17 protein-coding genes are annotated in these 14582 nt (G+C 71.4%); 7 read left to right on the plus strand and 10 right to left on the minus strand.

The genetic code is table 11. The annotated features are described in order from the left end of the window. Positions 1-9: 9 nt before the first annotated feature. Positions 10-825: a helix-turn-helix domain-containing protein gene (locus tag AC07PU_RS22610; RefSeq protein WP_398498860.1), complete on the minus strand. Its 816-nt coding sequence runs from the start codon at positions 823-825 to the stop codon at positions 10-12. 119 nt (positions 826-944) lie between these two features. Continuing rightward, entirely contained in the window at positions 945-1895 is a 951-nt protein-coding gene (locus tag AC07PU_RS22615) for a LysR substrate-binding domain-containing protein (protein WP_495320701.1), read from the minus strand. A gap of 84 nt (positions 1896-1979) precedes the next feature. Between AC07PU_RS22615 and AC07PU_RS22620 the strand changes: the two genes are divergently transcribed. Next, a complete protein-coding gene (locus AC07PU_RS22620; protein ID WP_495320703.1) occupies positions 1980-3308 on the plus strand; it encodes an MFS transporter in 1329 nt (442 codons plus the stop codon). Here the strand turns inward: AC07PU_RS22620 and AC07PU_RS22625 are convergent. Together AC07PU_RS22625 and AC07PU_RS22630 are read right to left on the minus strand one after the other, a co-directional pair. Beyond that, the gene (locus tag AC07PU_RS22625) at positions 3263-4333 is read right to left on the minus strand and encodes an adenosine deaminase (RefSeq protein ID WP_495320705.1); all 1071 of its coding nucleotides are present in this window, start codon (positions 4331-4333) and stop codon (positions 3263-3265) included. The two genes, AC07PU_RS22620 and AC07PU_RS22625, sit on opposite strands and share 46 nt — an antisense overlap. A 95-nt stretch (positions 4334-4428) precedes the next feature. Continuing rightward, complete coding sequence (locus tag AC07PU_RS22630; protein ID WP_495320707.1) at positions 4429-5253, minus strand: IclR family transcriptional regulator; 825 nt, start codon at positions 5251-5253, stop codon at positions 4429-4431. A gap of 177 nt (positions 5254-5430) precedes the next feature. Here AC07PU_RS22630 and AC07PU_RS22635 point away from each other — a divergent pair, with 177 nt between their 5' ends. The 6 genes from AC07PU_RS22635 to AC07PU_RS22660 all read left to right on the plus strand — a co-directional run bounded on the left by AC07PU_RS22635 (position 5431) and on the right by AC07PU_RS22660 (position 9764). Next, positions 5431-6210 (plus strand): ABC transporter substrate-binding protein, encoded by a 780-nt coding sequence (locus AC07PU_RS22635; RefSeq protein ID WP_203202304.1) that lies wholly within the window; start codon positions 5431-5433, stop codon positions 6208-6210. 14 nt (positions 6211-6224) lie between these two features. Continuing rightward, entirely contained in the window at positions 6225-6893 is a 669-nt protein-coding gene (gene ehuD / locus AC07PU_RS22640) for an ectoine/hydroxyectoine ABC transporter permease subunit EhuD (protein ID WP_495320709.1), read from the plus strand. Further along, complete coding sequence (locus AC07PU_RS22645; RefSeq protein ID WP_209544154.1) at positions 6890-7636, plus strand: amino acid ABC transporter ATP-binding protein; 747 nt, start codon at positions 6890-6892, stop codon at positions 7634-7636. Before ehuD ends, AC07PU_RS22645 begins: the two co-directional genes overlap by 4 nt. Continuing rightward, a complete protein-coding gene (locus AC07PU_RS22650) occupies positions 7633-8925 on the plus strand; it encodes an NAD(P)/FAD-dependent oxidoreductase (RefSeq protein ID WP_495320712.1) in 1293 nt (430 codons plus the stop codon). Before AC07PU_RS22645 ends, AC07PU_RS22650 begins: the two co-directional genes overlap by 4 nt. Positions 8926-8955: 30 nt before the next feature. Then, the gene (locus AC07PU_RS22655) at positions 8956-9294 is read left to right on the plus strand and encodes a hypothetical protein (protein ID WP_495320714.1); all 339 of its coding nucleotides are present in this window, start codon (positions 8956-8958) and stop codon (positions 9292-9294) included. A gap of 65 nt (positions 9295-9359) precedes the next feature. Further along, entirely contained in the window at positions 9360-9764 is a 405-nt protein-coding gene (locus AC07PU_RS22660) for a nuclear transport factor 2 family protein (protein ID WP_208508465.1), read from the plus strand. Between the two features lie 4 nt (positions 9765-9768). Here AC07PU_RS22660 and AC07PU_RS22665 read toward each other — a convergent pair whose 3' ends face one another. The 6 genes from AC07PU_RS22665 to AC07PU_RS22690 all read right to left on the minus strand — a co-directional run bounded on the left by AC07PU_RS22665 (position 9769) and on the right by AC07PU_RS22690 (position 14571). After that, positions 9769-10686 (minus strand): protein NO VEIN domain-containing protein, encoded by a 918-nt coding sequence (locus tag AC07PU_RS22665; RefSeq protein WP_495320716.1) that lies wholly within the window; start codon positions 10684-10686, stop codon positions 9769-9771. An 88-nt stretch (positions 10687-10774) separates the two neighbouring features. After that, positions 10775-11965 (minus strand): glycoside hydrolase 100 family protein, encoded by a 1191-nt coding sequence (locus AC07PU_RS22670; protein WP_495320718.1) that lies wholly within the window; start codon positions 11963-11965, stop codon positions 10775-10777. Positions 11966-12002: 37 nt separating this feature from the next. Beyond that, a complete protein-coding gene (locus tag AC07PU_RS22675) occupies positions 12003-12524 on the minus strand; it encodes an SMI1/KNR4 family protein (RefSeq protein WP_495320720.1) in 522 nt (173 codons plus the stop codon). A gap of 47 nt (positions 12525-12571) precedes the next feature. Further along, positions 12572-13324: a hypothetical protein gene (locus tag AC07PU_RS22680; protein WP_495320721.1), complete on the minus strand. Its 753-nt coding sequence runs from the start codon at positions 13322-13324 to the stop codon at positions 12572-12574. A 114-nt stretch (positions 13325-13438) separates the two neighbouring features. Further along, positions 13439-14188 (minus strand): 2-phosphosulfolactate phosphatase, encoded by a 750-nt coding sequence (locus tag AC07PU_RS22685; protein WP_495320723.1) that lies wholly within the window; start codon positions 14186-14188, stop codon positions 13439-13441. Beyond that, a complete protein-coding gene (locus AC07PU_RS22690; RefSeq protein ID WP_495320725.1) occupies positions 14179-14571 on the minus strand; it encodes a hypothetical protein in 393 nt (130 codons plus the stop codon). Before AC07PU_RS22690 ends, AC07PU_RS22685 begins: the two co-directional genes overlap by 10 nt. Positions 14572-14582 lie beyond the last annotated feature (11 nt).

Genomic DNA, 14582 nt, shown 5'->3' on the forward strand with positions numbered 1-14582 from the left:
AGCAGGCGCTCAGGAATGCATCGGGGCCGCGCCGTGGCCCCAGGCCTGCGAGGCCTGCTCGTCGGCCTTGACCTCGACCTTGCCCGCGAGGAACGAGGGCGCGAGGCCGAAGTAGCTCTTGAAGGTGCGGCTCATGTGGGCCGCGTCGGTGAAGCCGCTGGTCAGCGCGACGTCGGTCAACGGGCGCTGGCCGGTGAACTGCTGGACCGTGCGTCGCACCTTGGTCCACAGCGCATAGCGCTTGATCGACACGCCCACCTGCTGCGCGAACAGGTGGGTGAGCCGGTCGGGCGAGAGGCAAGCCACGGCCGACAGCTCGCGCAGCGACACCGCGCCCGCGCGGTGGCGGATCGCGTCGAGCACGCGCTCGATGCGCGGATCGTTGGGCATGCGGCGCTCGGGGCTGCCGGTGATGGTCTCCACCAGGCCGCGGCTCAGCGCCTGCAGCGCGGCATCGTCGAGCGCGCCGGCCTGCGCGGGCTCGAAGCCCTCGCGCAGGCGGCCGAAGCGGCGCGCATCGAGCACCTGGATGCCGTGCCCGCCGAGCTGGCGCGAGAGCATGCGATAGGCGACCGAGGCCGGATCGATGTTGAGCGACAGCAGCCCGCAGCCCTCGACCGCGAGCCGGCGCGCCACGTGCGGCGCCACCACGGCGGCGGTGCAGTACGTGCGCGTGCCGTCGGCCGCCTCGAGCATGAACGGATGCCCGCTCACCGAGGCCAGCACCGTGGCCGAGGAGCGCGCGGTCAGGCCCGACTGGATCGCCGGCGTGATGTAGAGGAACCTGTCGTCCCACAGGTGCAGGAAGTTCTTCGGGGTGGCCATGGACCGGCTTGTCTCGTCTTGTCTCTTGTCTTCTGCGCCCCATTCTGGGGCGATCCACGAGCAGGCGGTATGAGGCATTGCCCTCACTGCGCCGAAGAACGGTCGGCCCGGCCCCGGACTCAGTGCAGCACGCTCCCCTCGCCCTGCACATGCTCGCGCACCGCCTCCAGCAGCAAGGTGCCCAGCCGCGCGGCCGGCGCTTCCGCCTGCGCCTGCGCGCGGTAGAGCGACAGCGACATCTGCGGCAGCGCGGGCAGGCCGAGCAGCGTGCGATCGATGGCCCGCACCTGGCGCGGCAGGCCGAAGGGCGTGCGCACCGAGAGGCCGAGGCCGGCCGAGCTCGCGGCCCACAGCGCGGCCAGGCTGCTGCTCGCGAAGGCATGGCGCCAGGGCACGCCCGCGCGGTCGAGCGCATCGGTGACGATAGCGCGCAGCGGACAGGGCGCGTCGAGCAGCACCAGCGGCAGGGGCTCCTGCGTCCTGCGCGCGGCCGCCGCGCCGCGCTCGCGCTCCTTCCACCAGGGCGCATCGCACATCGCCGGATCGACCGGGCCGATCCACTGCAGCGGCAGCCGCGCCACGCGCTGCGCATGGGCGGAGATCGGCTGCTCGCCCGCGTCCCAGGCCAGCGCGAGGTCGAGCTTGCCGAGCTCGAGCCGCTCGCGCAGGTCGCCGCTGCGCGCCACGCAGGCCTCGATGCGCACCTTGGGATGCGCGCGCGCGAAGCGGCCCAGCACCGCGGGCAGCAACGTCTCGCCGAAGTCCTCCTGCAGCCCGAGCCGCACCCAGCCCTCGAGGTCGACGCCGCGCATCGCGGCGCCCGCCTCCTCGTTGAGCGCCAGGAGGCGGTGCGCGTAGGCCAGCAGGGTCTCGCCCGCGTCGGTCAGCTCCAGCCCGCGGCCGGCCTTGCGGAACAGCACCGTGCCGGCCTGCGACTCGAGCTTCTTGAGCTGGGCGCTGACCGCCGAGGTCGAGCGGCCGAGCCGGTCGGCCGCGCGCGCATAGCTGCCGAGCGCCACGCCGGTCGAGAAGCTGCGCAGCACGTCGAGATCGAACATCACCTGGGACATCGCAACCATCCTGTTTTTTCGAACGATTCGACGATTATTTTCTGATTTTCAAAACCTTCGCAAGCGCGGAGACTGCGGCCGCATATGACCCATTCCGCCCCTTCCCCCACCCCGCTCCCGCCGCGCCACCGCTGGAAAGTGCTGAGCGCGGGCGTCGCGGCCAACGCCGCCTTCTCGGTCGCCTTCAGCGGCATCCCGATGACCGCCGTGCTGATGCGCTCGGGCTACCAGCTCGACAACGCCACGCTCGGCCTGGTGCTGGGCCTCATGGGCCTGGGCATCGCGGTCAGCGAGCTGCCCTGGGGCCTGCTGACCGACCGCTGGGGCGACCGCCCGGTGCTGCTGCTGGGCCTGGGCGCCACCGCGCTGGCCCTGGCGGCGATGGCGCTGTGGGCCGCGCCCGCGGCCGGCCACGTCCCGGGCCTGGGCCTGCTCGGCGGCGGGCTGCTGCTGGTCGGGCTGCTCGGCGGCAGCGTCAACGGCGCCAGCGGCCGTGCAGTGATGACCTGGTTCGCGGCCGGCGAGCGCGGCCTCGCGATGAGCATCCGCCAGACCGCCGTGCCGCTGGGCGGCGCCGTCGGCGCGCTGGTGCTGCCGTGGCTCGCGCTGCACCTCGGCTTCGCGGCGCTCTACGGCGTGCTCGCGCTGCTGTGCGCGCTCAGCGCGGGGATGGCCTGGGCCTGGGTGCACGAGCCGCCGCCGGAACGCGCCGCACGGCCCGCCATCGCATCGACGTCATCGAGCGCGCCGCGCACCGGCCCGCTGCGCGATGCGCGCGTGTGGCGCATCGTCGCGGGCATCGGCATCCTCTGCGCGCCACAGTTCGCGGTGCTGTCCTTCGGCACGGTGTTCCTGCACGACTTCGGCCATGCGGGCCTGGCGACCATCACCGCCGCCATGGTCACGCTGCAGGCCGGCGCGATGGCGATGCGCGTGTGGAGCGGGCGCTGGACCGACCGGCGCGGCAACCGGCCGGCCTACCTGCGCGCCTGCGCCAGCCTCAGCGTGGCGCTGTTCGCGCTGCTCGCGCTGCTGGTGTTCTGCACCGGCGCGCAGGCGGCCGCCAAGTCGCAGGCGCTGCGCATCGCGCTGGTCGTGCTGCTGGGCGTGAGCGGCATCTGCGTCTCGGCCTGGCACGGCGTGGCCTACACCGAGCTCGCCACGCTGGCCGGCGCCGCGCGCGCCGGCACGGCGCTGGGCATGGCGAACACGAGCGTGTTCCTGGTCTGCTTCGTCACGCCGTTCTCGATCCCGCACCTGATGGCGGCGCAGGGCTGGCCGCTGGTGTGGCTCGCGGCGGCCGGCTGCGCGCTGGTCGCGGTGCCGCTGCTGGCGCCGCGCGCACCTTCGACCTCCGCCGGTGCCTGTCAGGCGCCGAAGTCGGCGAAGACGGCGTTGAGCCGCTCCACGTAGGCGCGCTTGGCAGCCTCGTCGATGAAGCTGCCCTCGAAGCTGTTGGCCGCGAGCTGCCAGGCGTGGCGCGCGCCCAGGCCGGTGGCCTCGAAGGTCTGCGTGAAGTTCTGGTTCATGTAGCCGCCGAAGTAGGCCGGGTCGTCGGAGTTCACCGTGGCGACCAGGCCCGCGTCGAGCAGGGTGCCGAGGTTGTGCTGCGCGAGGTCGGGGAACACGCACAGCTTGAGATTCGACAGCGGGCACACGGTCAGCGGGATGCGGTCCTGCGCCAGCCGCTGCATCAGCGCCGGGTCCTTCGCGCTCTGCACGCCGTGGTCGACGCGCTCCACCTTGAGCACGTCGAGCGCGCTCCACACGTAGTCGGGCGGGCCCTCCTCGCCCGCATGGGCCACGAGGTGAAGGCCCAGTTCGCGGCAGCGCGCGAACACGCGCGCGAACTTCTCGGGCGGATGGCCGACCTCGCTCGAGTCGAGCCCCACGCCGATGAACTTGTCGCGATGGGGCAGCGCCTGCTCCAGGGTCTCGAAGGCCTCTTCCTCGCTCAGGTGGCGCAGGAAGCACAGGATCAGCGAGGCGCTCACGCCCAGCCGGTCCTTCGCCTCGACGCAGGCGCGGTGCAGGCCGTCGACCACGGTCTGCATCGCCACGCCGCGCGCGGTGTGGGTCTGCGGGTCGAAGAACATCTCGGTGTGGACCACGTGGTCGGCCGCGGCGCGCTCGAGGTAGGCCCAGGCCATGTCGAAGAAGTCCTGCTCCTTGAGCAGCACGCTCGCGCCCGCGTAATAGATGTCGAGGAAGCTCTGCAGGTTGGTGAAGGCGTAGGCCTGGCGCAGCTCCTCGACGCTGGCGTAGGGAATGGCCACGCCGTTGCGCTGCGCGAGCGCGAAGATCAGCTCGGGCTCGAGCGAGCCCTCGATGTGCATGTGCAGCTCGGCCTTGGGCATGGCGCGCAGCAGCTCGGGCAGGCGCTCGGCGGGAATGGCGTCGAAACGCAGGTGGTCGGCGGCGGGGCGGAAGTCGGTCATGGTGGGGTCTGGCGCATGGGGGGCGCCGTGGGGCGTTGCGTTCGCGCGAGCATAAAGGCTGCCCGCGGCCGCGCAATGCGCGAAACCGTATGGCCTCAATCGAGGCTGCGCGCCGAGCTCGTGAGCGAGCGCGCGCACAAGAGCAAGGTGGGCGCCAGCTTGCGCACCGCCTCCTCCAGCGTCCAGCGGCTGGTGGGCGCGACCACGTGCACCGAGGCCACGGGCCGGCCCTGGCTGCCGAGCACCGGCGCGGCGATGGTCATGTCGCCGAGGAACAGCTCCTCGGCATTGGTCGCGAAGCCCTGCAGCCGCGCCTGGCGCAAGGTGGCCAGGATCGCCTCGACCTCGGTCAGCGTGTGGGTGGTGTGGGCCACCCGGTCCGAGGCCTCGATCAGCGCGCGCGCCTCGTCCTCGGGCAGCGCGCTCAGGAAGGCGCGGCCCGAGGCGGTGCAGTACATCGGGATGCGGCTGCCGATCGGCATGTGCACCGGCACGAACTGCGCGCTCACGAAGCGCGCCACGTAGACCATGTCCAGCCCGTCGGGCTCGGTGAGGCAGGAGGTCTCGGTCGTCACCTTGGTCAGTTCCGACAGGTACGGGTTCGCCACGTCGATCAGCGCATTGGCCGCGAGGTAGTTGAAGCCGATCTCCATCACGCGCGGCGTGAGCTGGTAGCGCCGCGTCTTCGAATGCTTGCGCAGGTAGCCGAGCTTCTCGAGCGTGAAGACCATGCGCTGGGCCGAGCTCTTGGTGATGTCGGTGGCCGCGGCCACGTCGGCCAGCGTCATGGTGCGCCGCCGCGCGCTGAAGGCGCGCAGCACGGCCAGGCCCTTCTCGAGCGACTGGTTGAAGAGAAGGCTCTGGCTGTCCTCGGGCGCCGCGTCGTCGGCGGTCCCGGTGGGGGCGGTCGTGGGGTCCATGGCGTCGAAGTATAGCTAGCGCCCAGTGAAATATCGAATATCGATACGATCAATTCGACTAGTGGTTTTCATTTATTGATTAAAGAGTCGATCGAATCGATTATTGGCATGCATGTTGCGTTGACCCCGCTTCCTTCGCTTCCTTCCTTTCTCTCTCTTGTCCTGAGGAGTGCTTCCATGAATCGCATCGTTCGCCACCTCCGCCCGCTGCGCCGCCTCGCGCTCGGCCTCTGCATCGCCGGCGCCGCCTCGCTCGCGGCGGCCCAGGGCGCGGCCCCGGCCAGCTTCAACGTGGGCGCCACCGCCACCGGCGTGCCCTTCACCTTCCTCGACGTGAAGAGCAACAGCATCCAGGGAATGATGGTCGACACCGTCACCGCGGTCGGCAAGGCCGGCGGCTTCACGGTCAACGTGCAGCAGACCGTGTTCTCGGCGCTGATCCCCTCGCTCACGGCGCGCAAGATCGACATCGTCTCGGCCGCCATGCTCAAGACGCCCGCGCGCCAGGAAGTGGTCGACTTCAGCGATCCGGTCTATTCGTACGGCGAGGGCCTGATCGTCAAGGCCGACGACACCCGCGCCTACGCCACGCTCGACGAGCTCAAGGGCGAGGTGGTGGGCGCGCAGGTCGGCACCGTGTTCCTCGACATGCTCACCAAGAAGGGCATCTTCAAGGAGGTGCGCAGCTACGACTCGGTGGCCGACATGACGCGCGACCTCTCGCTCGGCCGCATCAAGGCCGGCCTCGGCGACCAGCCCATCATGGCCTACCAGATCCGGCAGAACACCTTCCCGGGCGTGAAGCTGGTCGACAGCTACAAGCCGGTGAACGTGGGCGACGTCTGCCTGGTGGTGCGCAAGGGCGACACCGAGACGCTGGCGCGGCTGAACAAGGCCATCGCCGCGATCAAGGCCGACGGCACGCTGGCGAAGATCGTCCAGAAATGGGGCATCTGAGCGCGCGCTGAGCCATGGCCTCCTCGTTTTTCCAACACGCGCAGGACTTCCTGCCGATCCTGCTGCAGGGCGCGGTGGTCACGGTGCAGGTCACCGTGCTGTCGTTCCTGCTGAGCAGCGTGCTCGGCCTCGCGCTGGCGCTGATGAAGCTCTCGCCGGTGCGCGCCGTCTCGTGGACCGGCGCGGTGATCGTCAACGTGATCCGCGGGCTGCCGATCATCGTGCAGCTGTTCTACATCTACTTCGTGCTGCCCGAGTTCGGCGTGCAGCTCACGGCCTTCCAGGCCGGCGTGATCGGCCTGGGCATCGCCTACTCGGCCTACCAGGCCGAGAACTTCCGCGCCGGCATCGAGGCCGTCGACCCGGGCCAGCGCGAGGCCGCGCAGGCCATGGGCATGCGCTCGGCGCTGATCATGCGGCGCGTGATCCTGCCGCAGGCCTTCCGCATCGCGCTGCCGCCCTACGGCAACACGCTGGTGATGATGCTCAAGGACTCCTCGCTGGTCTCGACCATCACGGTGGCCGAGATGACGCGTGCCGGCCAGCTGATCGCCTCCTCCACCTTCCAGAACATGACGGTCTACACGCTGGTCGCGCTGCTCTACCTGCTGATGAGCCTGCCGCTGGTCTGGGGCCTGCGCCGGCTCGAGGCGCGCTTCGGCGCCGGAAGGAGGAAGCCATGATCCACGTCGAAGGCCTGGAGAAGCGCTTCGGCGCGCACCGCGTGCTGCAGGGCGTGAGCCTGCGCGTGGACAAGGGCGAGGTGGTGTGCCTGATCGGCCCCTCGGGCTCGGGCAAGTCGACGGTGCTGCGCTGCATCAACGGCCTCGAGTCGTACGAGGGCGGCGAGGTGCGCGCCTTCGGCGAGCGCGTGGACCGGAACTCACCCGCCATCCACCGGCTGCGCAGCCGCATGGGCATGGTGTTCCAGCGCTTCAACCTGTTCCCGCACCGCACCGTGATCGAGAACGTGATGGAGGGCCCGGTGCACGTGCTGCGCCAGAACCCGGCGCAGGCGCGCGAGGAGGCGCTCGCGCTGCTCGCCAAGGTCGGGCTGGCCGAGAAGGCGCAGGCCTGGCCGGCGCAGCTCTCGGGCGGCCAGCAGCAGCGCGTGGCGATCGCGCGCGCGCTCGCGATGAAGCCCGAGGCCATGCTGTTCGACGAACCCACCTCGGCGCTCGACCCCGAACTCGTGGGCGACGTGCTCGGCGTGATGCGCGCGCTGGCCGACGAGGGCATGACCATGATCGTGGTCACGCACGAGATGGGCTTCGCGCGCGAGGTGGCCGACCGCGTGTGCTTCCTGCACAGCGGCAGCATCGTCGAGGAAGGCCCGGCCGCGCAGGTGCTGGGCGCGCCGCGCCAGGCGCGCACGCAGGACTTCCTGCGCCGCGTGCTGCATCCGTCGGCGGAGGTGCGCGCGTGAGCATCGCGACATCGCCAGCGACGCTGCCTCCTTCGCTGTGGGCCGCCACCGCGCCGCCCGCGCCACCGACGCCGCCGCTGGCCGGCGCGCAGCGCGCCGACGTGCTGGTCGTCGGCGCCGGCTTCACGGGCCTGTCGGCCGCGCTGCACCTGGCCGAGGCCGGCACCAAGGTCTGCGTGCTCGAGGCGCACGAGCCGGGCTGGGGCGCCTCGGGGCGCAACGGCGGCCAGGTCAATCCCACGCTCAAGCACGATCCCGACGAGCTGGTGCGGCTCTACGGCGCCGCGCGCGCCGAGCCGCTGATCGACGCGGTCTCGCGCTCGGCCGACCTGGTGTTCGAGCTGATCGAGCGCCACGGCATCGACTGCCAGCCGGTGCGCAAGGGCTGGCTGCAGGTGGCCTATTCGCAGCAGCACATCGCCGCCATGCATGCGCGCGCCGAGCAATGGGCGCGGCGCGGCGCAGCCACGCAGATGCTCGACCGCAACGAGGTCGCGGCGCGCCTGGGGACGGACGCCTTCGCGGGCGGCTGGCTCGACGGCCGCGCAGGCGGCATCCAGCCGCTGGCCTACACGCGCGGGCTGGTGCGCGCCGCGCAGGCGGCGGGCGCATCGGTGCACGGCGGCAGCGCGGTCACCTCGCTCGAGCGCCGCGGTACGCAGTGGCACGCGGCCACGGCCAGCGGCGCGAGCGTGGTCGCCGACCAGGTGCTGATCGCCACCAATGGCTACACCGGCGGCCTGTGGCCCGGCCTCTCGCGCACGGTGCTCGCGGCCAACAGCTTCATCGTCGCGACCGCGCCGCTGCAGGGCGCGGCCGCGCACGCCATCCTGCCGGGCGGCGAGACCGCCTCGACCTCGCAGCGCCTGTTGCTGTACTTCCGCAAGGACGCGCAGGGCCGGCTGCTGATGGGCGGGCGCGGCCACTTCGCCGACCCGGCGGGGCCGGCCGATTTCGCGCACCTCGAGCGCTCGCTCGAACTGCTGTTTCCGCAGCTCGGGCCGCTCGAGTACGAGTACCGCTGGGCCGGCCGCATCGCCGTCACGCGCGACTTCATGCCGCATGTGCACACGCCCGCGCCGGGCCTCACGATCGCGCTGGGCTACAACGGGCGCGGCATCGCGCTGGCCACCAGCATGGGCCGGCACGTGGCGGCGCGGCTGTTGCAGCCGGGGGCGGATTTCCCGTACCCGGTGACACCGCTCCAGCCGATCCCGCTGCATGGCTTGCAGCGCTTCTACATCGCGGCCGGCGTGGCCTGGTACAGCCTGCTCGATCGCTTCTCCTGAGCCGGCGCCCCGCTTGATAAGCTGGGCCGCATGCACACCCTGGTCGGCATCGCGGCGTATCTACTGATCGGCATCGCCGTGGCGCCGCTGCTGCTGCTCGGGCTCTATGTGCTGGCCGACCGGCTCGGACTGAAGGTGGCCGACCGCATGCTGTCGCTGACAGCGCGGCTGCTCCAGGTGCAGTGGCTCGGCGGCGGCGTGGTCAACATCGTCGGCGGCCTGTTCATCGCCGCGCTCGGGATCTGGGGCGCGCTGTCCCTGGCGCCGCCGCTGCATCGGCTGGCCAGCGCGCTGCTGGTGCCCTTCGGGCTCTGGCGGGTCTTCAGGGGCGTGGCCGTGCTCAGGGCGTTTTCGAGCGCCGACGAATAGCACGCCCAGGGCCGCCAGCCGATACCATGGCGTGCTCCATCCACCCACTGCATCGGAAACACGACATGTCGATCGACACCCTTTCCACCTGGCACCAGCTCGTGAAGACGCGCGACGCGGCGGGGCTCGACGTGCTGCTCGACGAGAGCGCCGTCTTCCATTCGCCGGTGGTGCACAAGCCGCAGGTCGGCAAGGAGATCACGCGCCGCTATCTGGCCGCGGCCTTCGAGGTCTTCTTCAACCCGAGCTTCCGCTACGTGCGCGAAGTGAAGGCCGAGCGCGACGCGGTGCTCGAGTTCGAGGTGGAGCTCGACGGCATCGTGGTCAACGGGGTCGACATGATCCGCTGGAACGACGCGGGCAAGATCACCGAGTTCAAGGTGATGCTGCGCCCGCTCAAGGCCGTGAACCTGATCCACCAGAAGATGGCGGCGCAGCTGCAGGCCGCGCAGCAGCAGCCTCAGGCCTGACGGATCAGAGCGGCTCGAAGCCGGGCGCCTGCGTCATCTCGGTGGGCTTGTAGATCTTGTGCGCGGCCGTGGGGGTCGCCACGTCGGACACCACCAGCAGGCGCCACAGCGGCTCGCCGACCGAGCTCAGCTGCTCCTCGCGCGTGAGGCGGAAGGTCGGGAAGCCCGAGGCCGTGCCCTTGACCGTGACCTTGAGCAGGGTCACGCCCTTCGCGTTCGACACCACGATGTCGTAGCCGGTCTTCTGGCTGCGCACGTCCTCGGCGTTGTAGCCGTAGCCCTTGAAGTGGCGCATCACGTAGTCCATGGCGGCCTCCTGCACGGCCTCGGCCGAGCCCAGCTTCGAGGCGCCATCGGCACCGGCCACGGCCTCGTCGGGCACGTTGCCCTTGGCGCGGGCGGCCTGGATCGCGGCCTCGTCAGGGGCCCAGTCGCGCGGGCCGCGCACCAGCACCGCGAACTTGCGCTCGGGTTCCCAGCTCGCGACATGCCATTCGGCGTCGTCGCGCACGCGCGTCGAGACCTTGGCGCTGCGGTTGGTCTCGATCTCGCCGATGGCGATGCGGTTGGTCTGCACCACGGCGCGGAAATTCTGGCCGGCATCGAAGGTGCGCTTGAGCAGCGCGAGGCGGTCGGCGGCGCGCTGCGACTGAAACGCGGAGCGCGGGCCGCCGCCGGGGCGGAACTGCACGTCGAGCGACTCGAGGCAGAACCAGCGCCCGCCCTCGCCGAGGTTCACGTACTCGCCCCAGATGGTGGCGATCACGTTGTCGCCGGTGGCGAGCCAGGCGTGGTCCGAGGCCTTCTCGCGCGCGTCGAACACCCCCATCTTGGCGACGATGTCGACCGGCGTGAGCCGGGGGCCGGAGAGGCGCATCTCATCGATGACGGCGAGTACTTTGGGGTCGACTTCCTTGTCCATGCGGGGGTCTTGTGCGAGAGGCAGATTGGAGATTGCGGGGGGTGGCGAGTATGCCGCAACCGGGAACCGGCCGCCCTCGAGCGCCCCCTCACCAGGCCGTGGCGTCGCCCTCGAGCGCGCGCCGCGCCAGCAGGAAGGTGGCGGCATTCCAGCTCTGGCCCGCCATGCCCATCGGCGCCAGCGTGCGGCCATGGAACCATTCGGTGAAGCGCCAGCCGTCGAGCTCGTTGGCGCGCGCCAGCTTCGCGAGCTCGGCCCAACCCTCGGCCGCGAGTCCCAGCTTCGCGAGCGCCATCGCCCAGAAGCCGCCCACGAAGGGCCAGATGCCGCCGTTGTGGTACTGGTGCACCAGGTTCTGCCGGTGCCGGCCCATGTAGGCGCGCCACAGCTCGTGCTGCGGCGACAGCGGATGCAGCACCACGCGCACCGGGTAGGGATCGCTCGCGCGCGCGCCCTCGATGGTGTTGGCGATGCGGTGCGCCATCGCCTCGTCGGCCAGCCCGGCCTGGATCGCCAGCACGTTGCCGAACACGTCGCCCTCGTCGCCCACCACCGCGAGGTTGACGAAGCTCAGGTACAGCCCCGGATCGCGCCGACCGCGCCGCGCATAGTGCTGCAGCAGCCGCGCGCGGTGGTATTCGGGCAGGTCGCGCTGGAACGGATTGAACAGGTGGTTGAAGTGGTGCCGGGTCTCGTCGGCCTGCGCGATCCCGAAGCGGCGCTTGACGTCGAACCACAGCGCGTTGGTGTAGAGCACGTAGCCCGAGCGCGGCATGATGTCGGCCCAGTCGCTGGCCTCGTTCTGCTGCAACAGCCGGAAGTGCTGGTGCTCCTGCGCCAGCAGCCAGCCGATCGCGCGCTGCACGCCATCGGCCCAGTGCGTGGCGCCCACCTGGCCGTGGCGGCGCACGTGGTCCACCGCGATCAGCCACCACAGCGTGGCGTCGATGCAGCCCAGATACCAGAAGTCGGCGTCCTGGCCCTCGGGGTCGACGTACTTCGGGATCTGCCCGTTGGCCGCCTGCTGCGCCGCGAGCGCGTCGAGGCTCGCGACCGCGCCCTGCTCGAGCGCCGGCACGCCGCTGCCGCACATCGCCATCACGCAGATCGCGGCGTCGCGCCCGAAGATGCGCGTGTAGCGCCGCGCCACCGCGGCCTCGGTGCGGCTCGCGGCCAGGATGCCGTGCGGCGTGAGGTTGGCTTCGAGCAGCGCGAGCGAGGCCTGGCTGCAGGCATCGACGAGCGCGAGCGAAGGGGCGTCGAGGGAATCGTGGGTCATGGGCGTCGGCGCGGTGCGCGAATCAGGGGATCCTCGTTCATTCATCGTCTTCGTCGGCGAATTCCTCGTAGCGCAGGAAGGCTTCCATGAATTCGCCGAACGAGCGCGCGAGCACGCGCACCGAGGCCGGCGACGCGGCATGCGCGTAGTAGACGACCGGGTACTCGCCATCGACCAGCCCCCGGCTCACGTCGAACAGCACCTGGTCGCCGTCGGCCTCCATGAAGAACTCCGCGAAGCACAGCATGCCGTTCGACGGCGGCGGCCAGCTGCCGCCGCGGCGCTGGACCACGGCGCGCTGCGCCTCGCCGAGCCGATCGAGCGGTTCGAACTCGTGGAAGAACGGATGCTGGTCGCCGAACTGCACGACACCGCCCATCAGCATGAAGCCGCGGCTGCAGCGCAGCAGTTGCTTGTAGGACTCCGGCAACGGCACGCCCAGCGATTGCTCGAGTGCGGCGATCTCGGCCTCGGAGGCCGGCGGCTGCACGTCCTCGAGGTCGAAGTCGGGTGCGAGGCGGGAGAACTGGGGGAAGTGGGCTGCGCTGCGTTCGAGCATGGGAATGACTGTGGACGTGGGAGGTGTCTGTTCGATGGCGGCGCGCTTCAGGGATCGGTCTCGCGCGGCAGGCCGACCGACGCGGGCAGCGCTTCGGCCTCGGACGCGCCATGGTGCAGGCCCACGCCGGCACCGAGGCCCGCGCCCATGCCGGCGCCCATGCCGCCGCCGCCCATGCCGCCACCTCCGCCCTTGCCACCGGCACCACCGCCGGCATTGCCACCGCCACCGCCCGCGCGCTCGCCGCGCGCGGCCGTGCCCTTGAGCCGCAGCGGCCCCTGCTTCGGGATGCCGAGCGTCGGCGGCACCGGATCGAGGTCGAGCACCGCGCGGATGAAGGTGCGCAGCGAGACCACGAGCTCGGCCGTCTCCACGCTGCGGCCCGCGACCATGTCTGCCGCGGCCTTCGCGGCCAGCCGCACCTGCTCCTCGGTGCCGAGCAGGATCACGTCGGACAGCGCGGTCTCGACCGCATCGCGGATGCGGCGGCGGCGGTCCGAGGCGGGCAGGCCGGCATCGGCGCCGCCTTCGGCCTCGGCCTGCAGGCCGCGCGTGCGCAGCTCGCGCAGATGGCTGGGGTCGACCGCGAGCTCGCCGGTGAACGAGCCGCCGAGCACCTTGTAGGCCGCGATCAGGGTCTTGAGCCGCTCGTTGATCTGCCGGTTCTGCCGCTCGCGCCGCTGCTGCACGCTGAGCATCACGACGATGCGGATGCCGACCGCGACCAGCGACACGAGCACCAAGCCGAGCAGGGTCGAGAGCAGGCCTTGCCAGGATGTGAAGTCGATCGAGTTGCGCATCGGTGAACCCAGGGAGGCGACAGGGAACGGCCGGCGCTCGCGACACCGGCCCTGTGCCGAGTATCCCCGGGCGGCCGGAACGCGGCTGTAGGCCCAGGACGCAGGCGCGGCCGCTCAGCCCTGCGGCTGCGGCTCGGCGACGAAGCGATCGCCCTCGAGCCGGCAGGCGATGCGGCTCGCGTCCTCCTGCAGGCACAGCGCGACGTCGTCGGCGAAGCCGCGTTCGCGCAACTCCACGGCCGAGCCGCATTCGGCCAGCACCCGCGCCCGCTGCGCGCCGAGCCCTTCGAAGGCCAGCGCGGCGGCGCGTGCCTCGGGCGAGGCGTCCGCGCGTCCGAGCGCCGAGACGATGCCGCCGGCCGCGACGTGGTCCTCGAGGCTGGGACGCAAGCCCGCGTCGCCGGGCCAGCGTTCGCCGCAGGGCACCACGAGCACGCACGCATGCGGCGCGCAGGCGGCCGCGGTCGCGCGCAGGTTGCGCAGGCCGGCGCAATAGACGGCCTTGCCCAGGGCCTTCGCACGGTAGGCGCAGGCGGACCCGTTGGGCGACGGCAGCACGAGGCGCAGGCCTTGATGCGCGGCCAGCATCGACTGCGGCGACAGCGACCAGCCCCGCGCGAAGCGCTGCCTGCCGCTGGCCACCTCGGCGCCGCGCGCCTCGGCGTAGCGCTGCGCGCTCTCGTCCTTCCAGGGATAGGGATGGACGATGGCGCCCCGGTCCACGGCGATGCTGACGCAGGTGGAGAAGGACATGACGTCGACGACGACGATGCAGTCCGCGTCGGGCCCGAGCCGCTCGATGGCCGCCAGGCCCCATTCGAGGCGCACCGAGAAGCCGTGCTGCGCGAACGGGCTCAGGGACACACCAGCTCCGTCTTCGCCACCGCGCACAGCCGCGCCTTCTCGGCCTCGGTCAGCGCCGGCCCCTTGACCATTCCATCGAGCATCAGCACCGAGGGATAGAGCCGCCGGTCGCGCGGGTTCTTGCGGTAGGCCTGCATCACGCGTTGCTGGCTCTCGTCCTTGCAGACCTTGGCCATCTCCCGCTTCACCTCGCGGTCGCGCGCCGAGCCGTCGCCGCCGAATTCGCCGGCGAAGTGGAAGCACATCGCGGCATCCTCGACGGCCTGGCGCAGCGGCTGCTCGTCCTTCGAGAAACGCGGCGGCGCCTCGCCGGCCGCGGCGGCGGGCAGCGAGACCAGCGCCGCGAGGACGGCGGCAACGAAGGGGCGAAGACTGCGCGGCATCGAACGGATCC

This window comes from Variovorax sp. GW821-FHT10D07 (assembly GCF_059415325.1).

Bases quoted from the DNA above. Each gene is read 5' to 3' on its own strand.
- AC07PU_RS22610 (WP_398498860.1), bottom strand. From the start codon at position 825: ATGGCCACCCCGAAGAACTTCCTGCACCTGTGGGACGACAGGTTCCTC.
- AC07PU_RS22615 (WP_495320701.1), bottom strand. From the start codon at position 1,895: ATGTCCCAGGTGATGTTCGATCTCGACGTGCTGCGCAGCTTCTCGACC.
- AC07PU_RS22620 (WP_495320703.1), top strand. From the start codon at position 1,980: ATGACCCATTCCGCCCCTTCCCCCACCCCGCTCCCGCCGCGCCACCGC.
- AC07PU_RS22625 (WP_495320705.1), bottom strand. From the start codon at position 4,333: ATGACCGACTTCCGCCCCGCCGCCGACCACCTGCGTTTCGACGCCATT.
- AC07PU_RS22630 (WP_495320707.1), bottom strand. From the start codon at position 5,253: ATGGACCCCACGACCGCCCCCACCGGGACCGCCGACGACGCGGCGCCC.
- AC07PU_RS22635 (WP_203202304.1), top strand. From the start codon at position 5,431: ATGAATCGCATCGTTCGCCACCTCCGCCCGCTGCGCCGCCTCGCGCTC.
- ehuD (WP_495320709.1), top strand. From the start codon at position 6,225: ATGGCCTCCTCGTTTTTCCAACACGCGCAGGACTTCCTGCCGATCCTG.
- AC07PU_RS22645 (WP_209544154.1), top strand. From the start codon at position 6,890: ATGATCCACGTCGAAGGCCTGGAGAAGCGCTTCGGCGCGCACCGCGTG.
- AC07PU_RS22655 (WP_495320714.1), top strand. From the start codon at position 8,956: ATGCACACCCTGGTCGGCATCGCGGCGTATCTACTGATCGGCATCGCC.
- AC07PU_RS22660 (WP_208508465.1), top strand. From the start codon at position 9,360: ATGTCGATCGACACCCTTTCCACCTGGCACCAGCTCGTGAAGACGCGC.
- AC07PU_RS22665 (WP_495320716.1), bottom strand. From the start codon at position 10,686: ATGGACAAGGAAGTCGACCCCAAAGTACTCGCCGTCATCGATGAGATG.
- AC07PU_RS22670 (WP_495320718.1), bottom strand. From the start codon at position 11,965: ATGACCCACGATTCCCTCGACGCCCCTTCGCTCGCGCTCGTCGATGCC.
- AC07PU_RS22675 (WP_495320720.1), bottom strand. From the start codon at position 12,524: ATGCTCGAACGCAGCGCAGCCCACTTCCCCCAGTTCTCCCGCCTCGCA.
- AC07PU_RS22680 (WP_495320721.1), bottom strand. From the start codon at position 13,324: ATGCGCAACTCGATCGACTTCACATCCTGGCAAGGCCTGCTCTCGACC.
- AC07PU_RS22690 (WP_495320725.1), bottom strand. From the start codon at position 14,571: ATGCCGCGCAGTCTTCGCCCCTTCGTTGCCGCCGTCCTCGCGGCGCTG.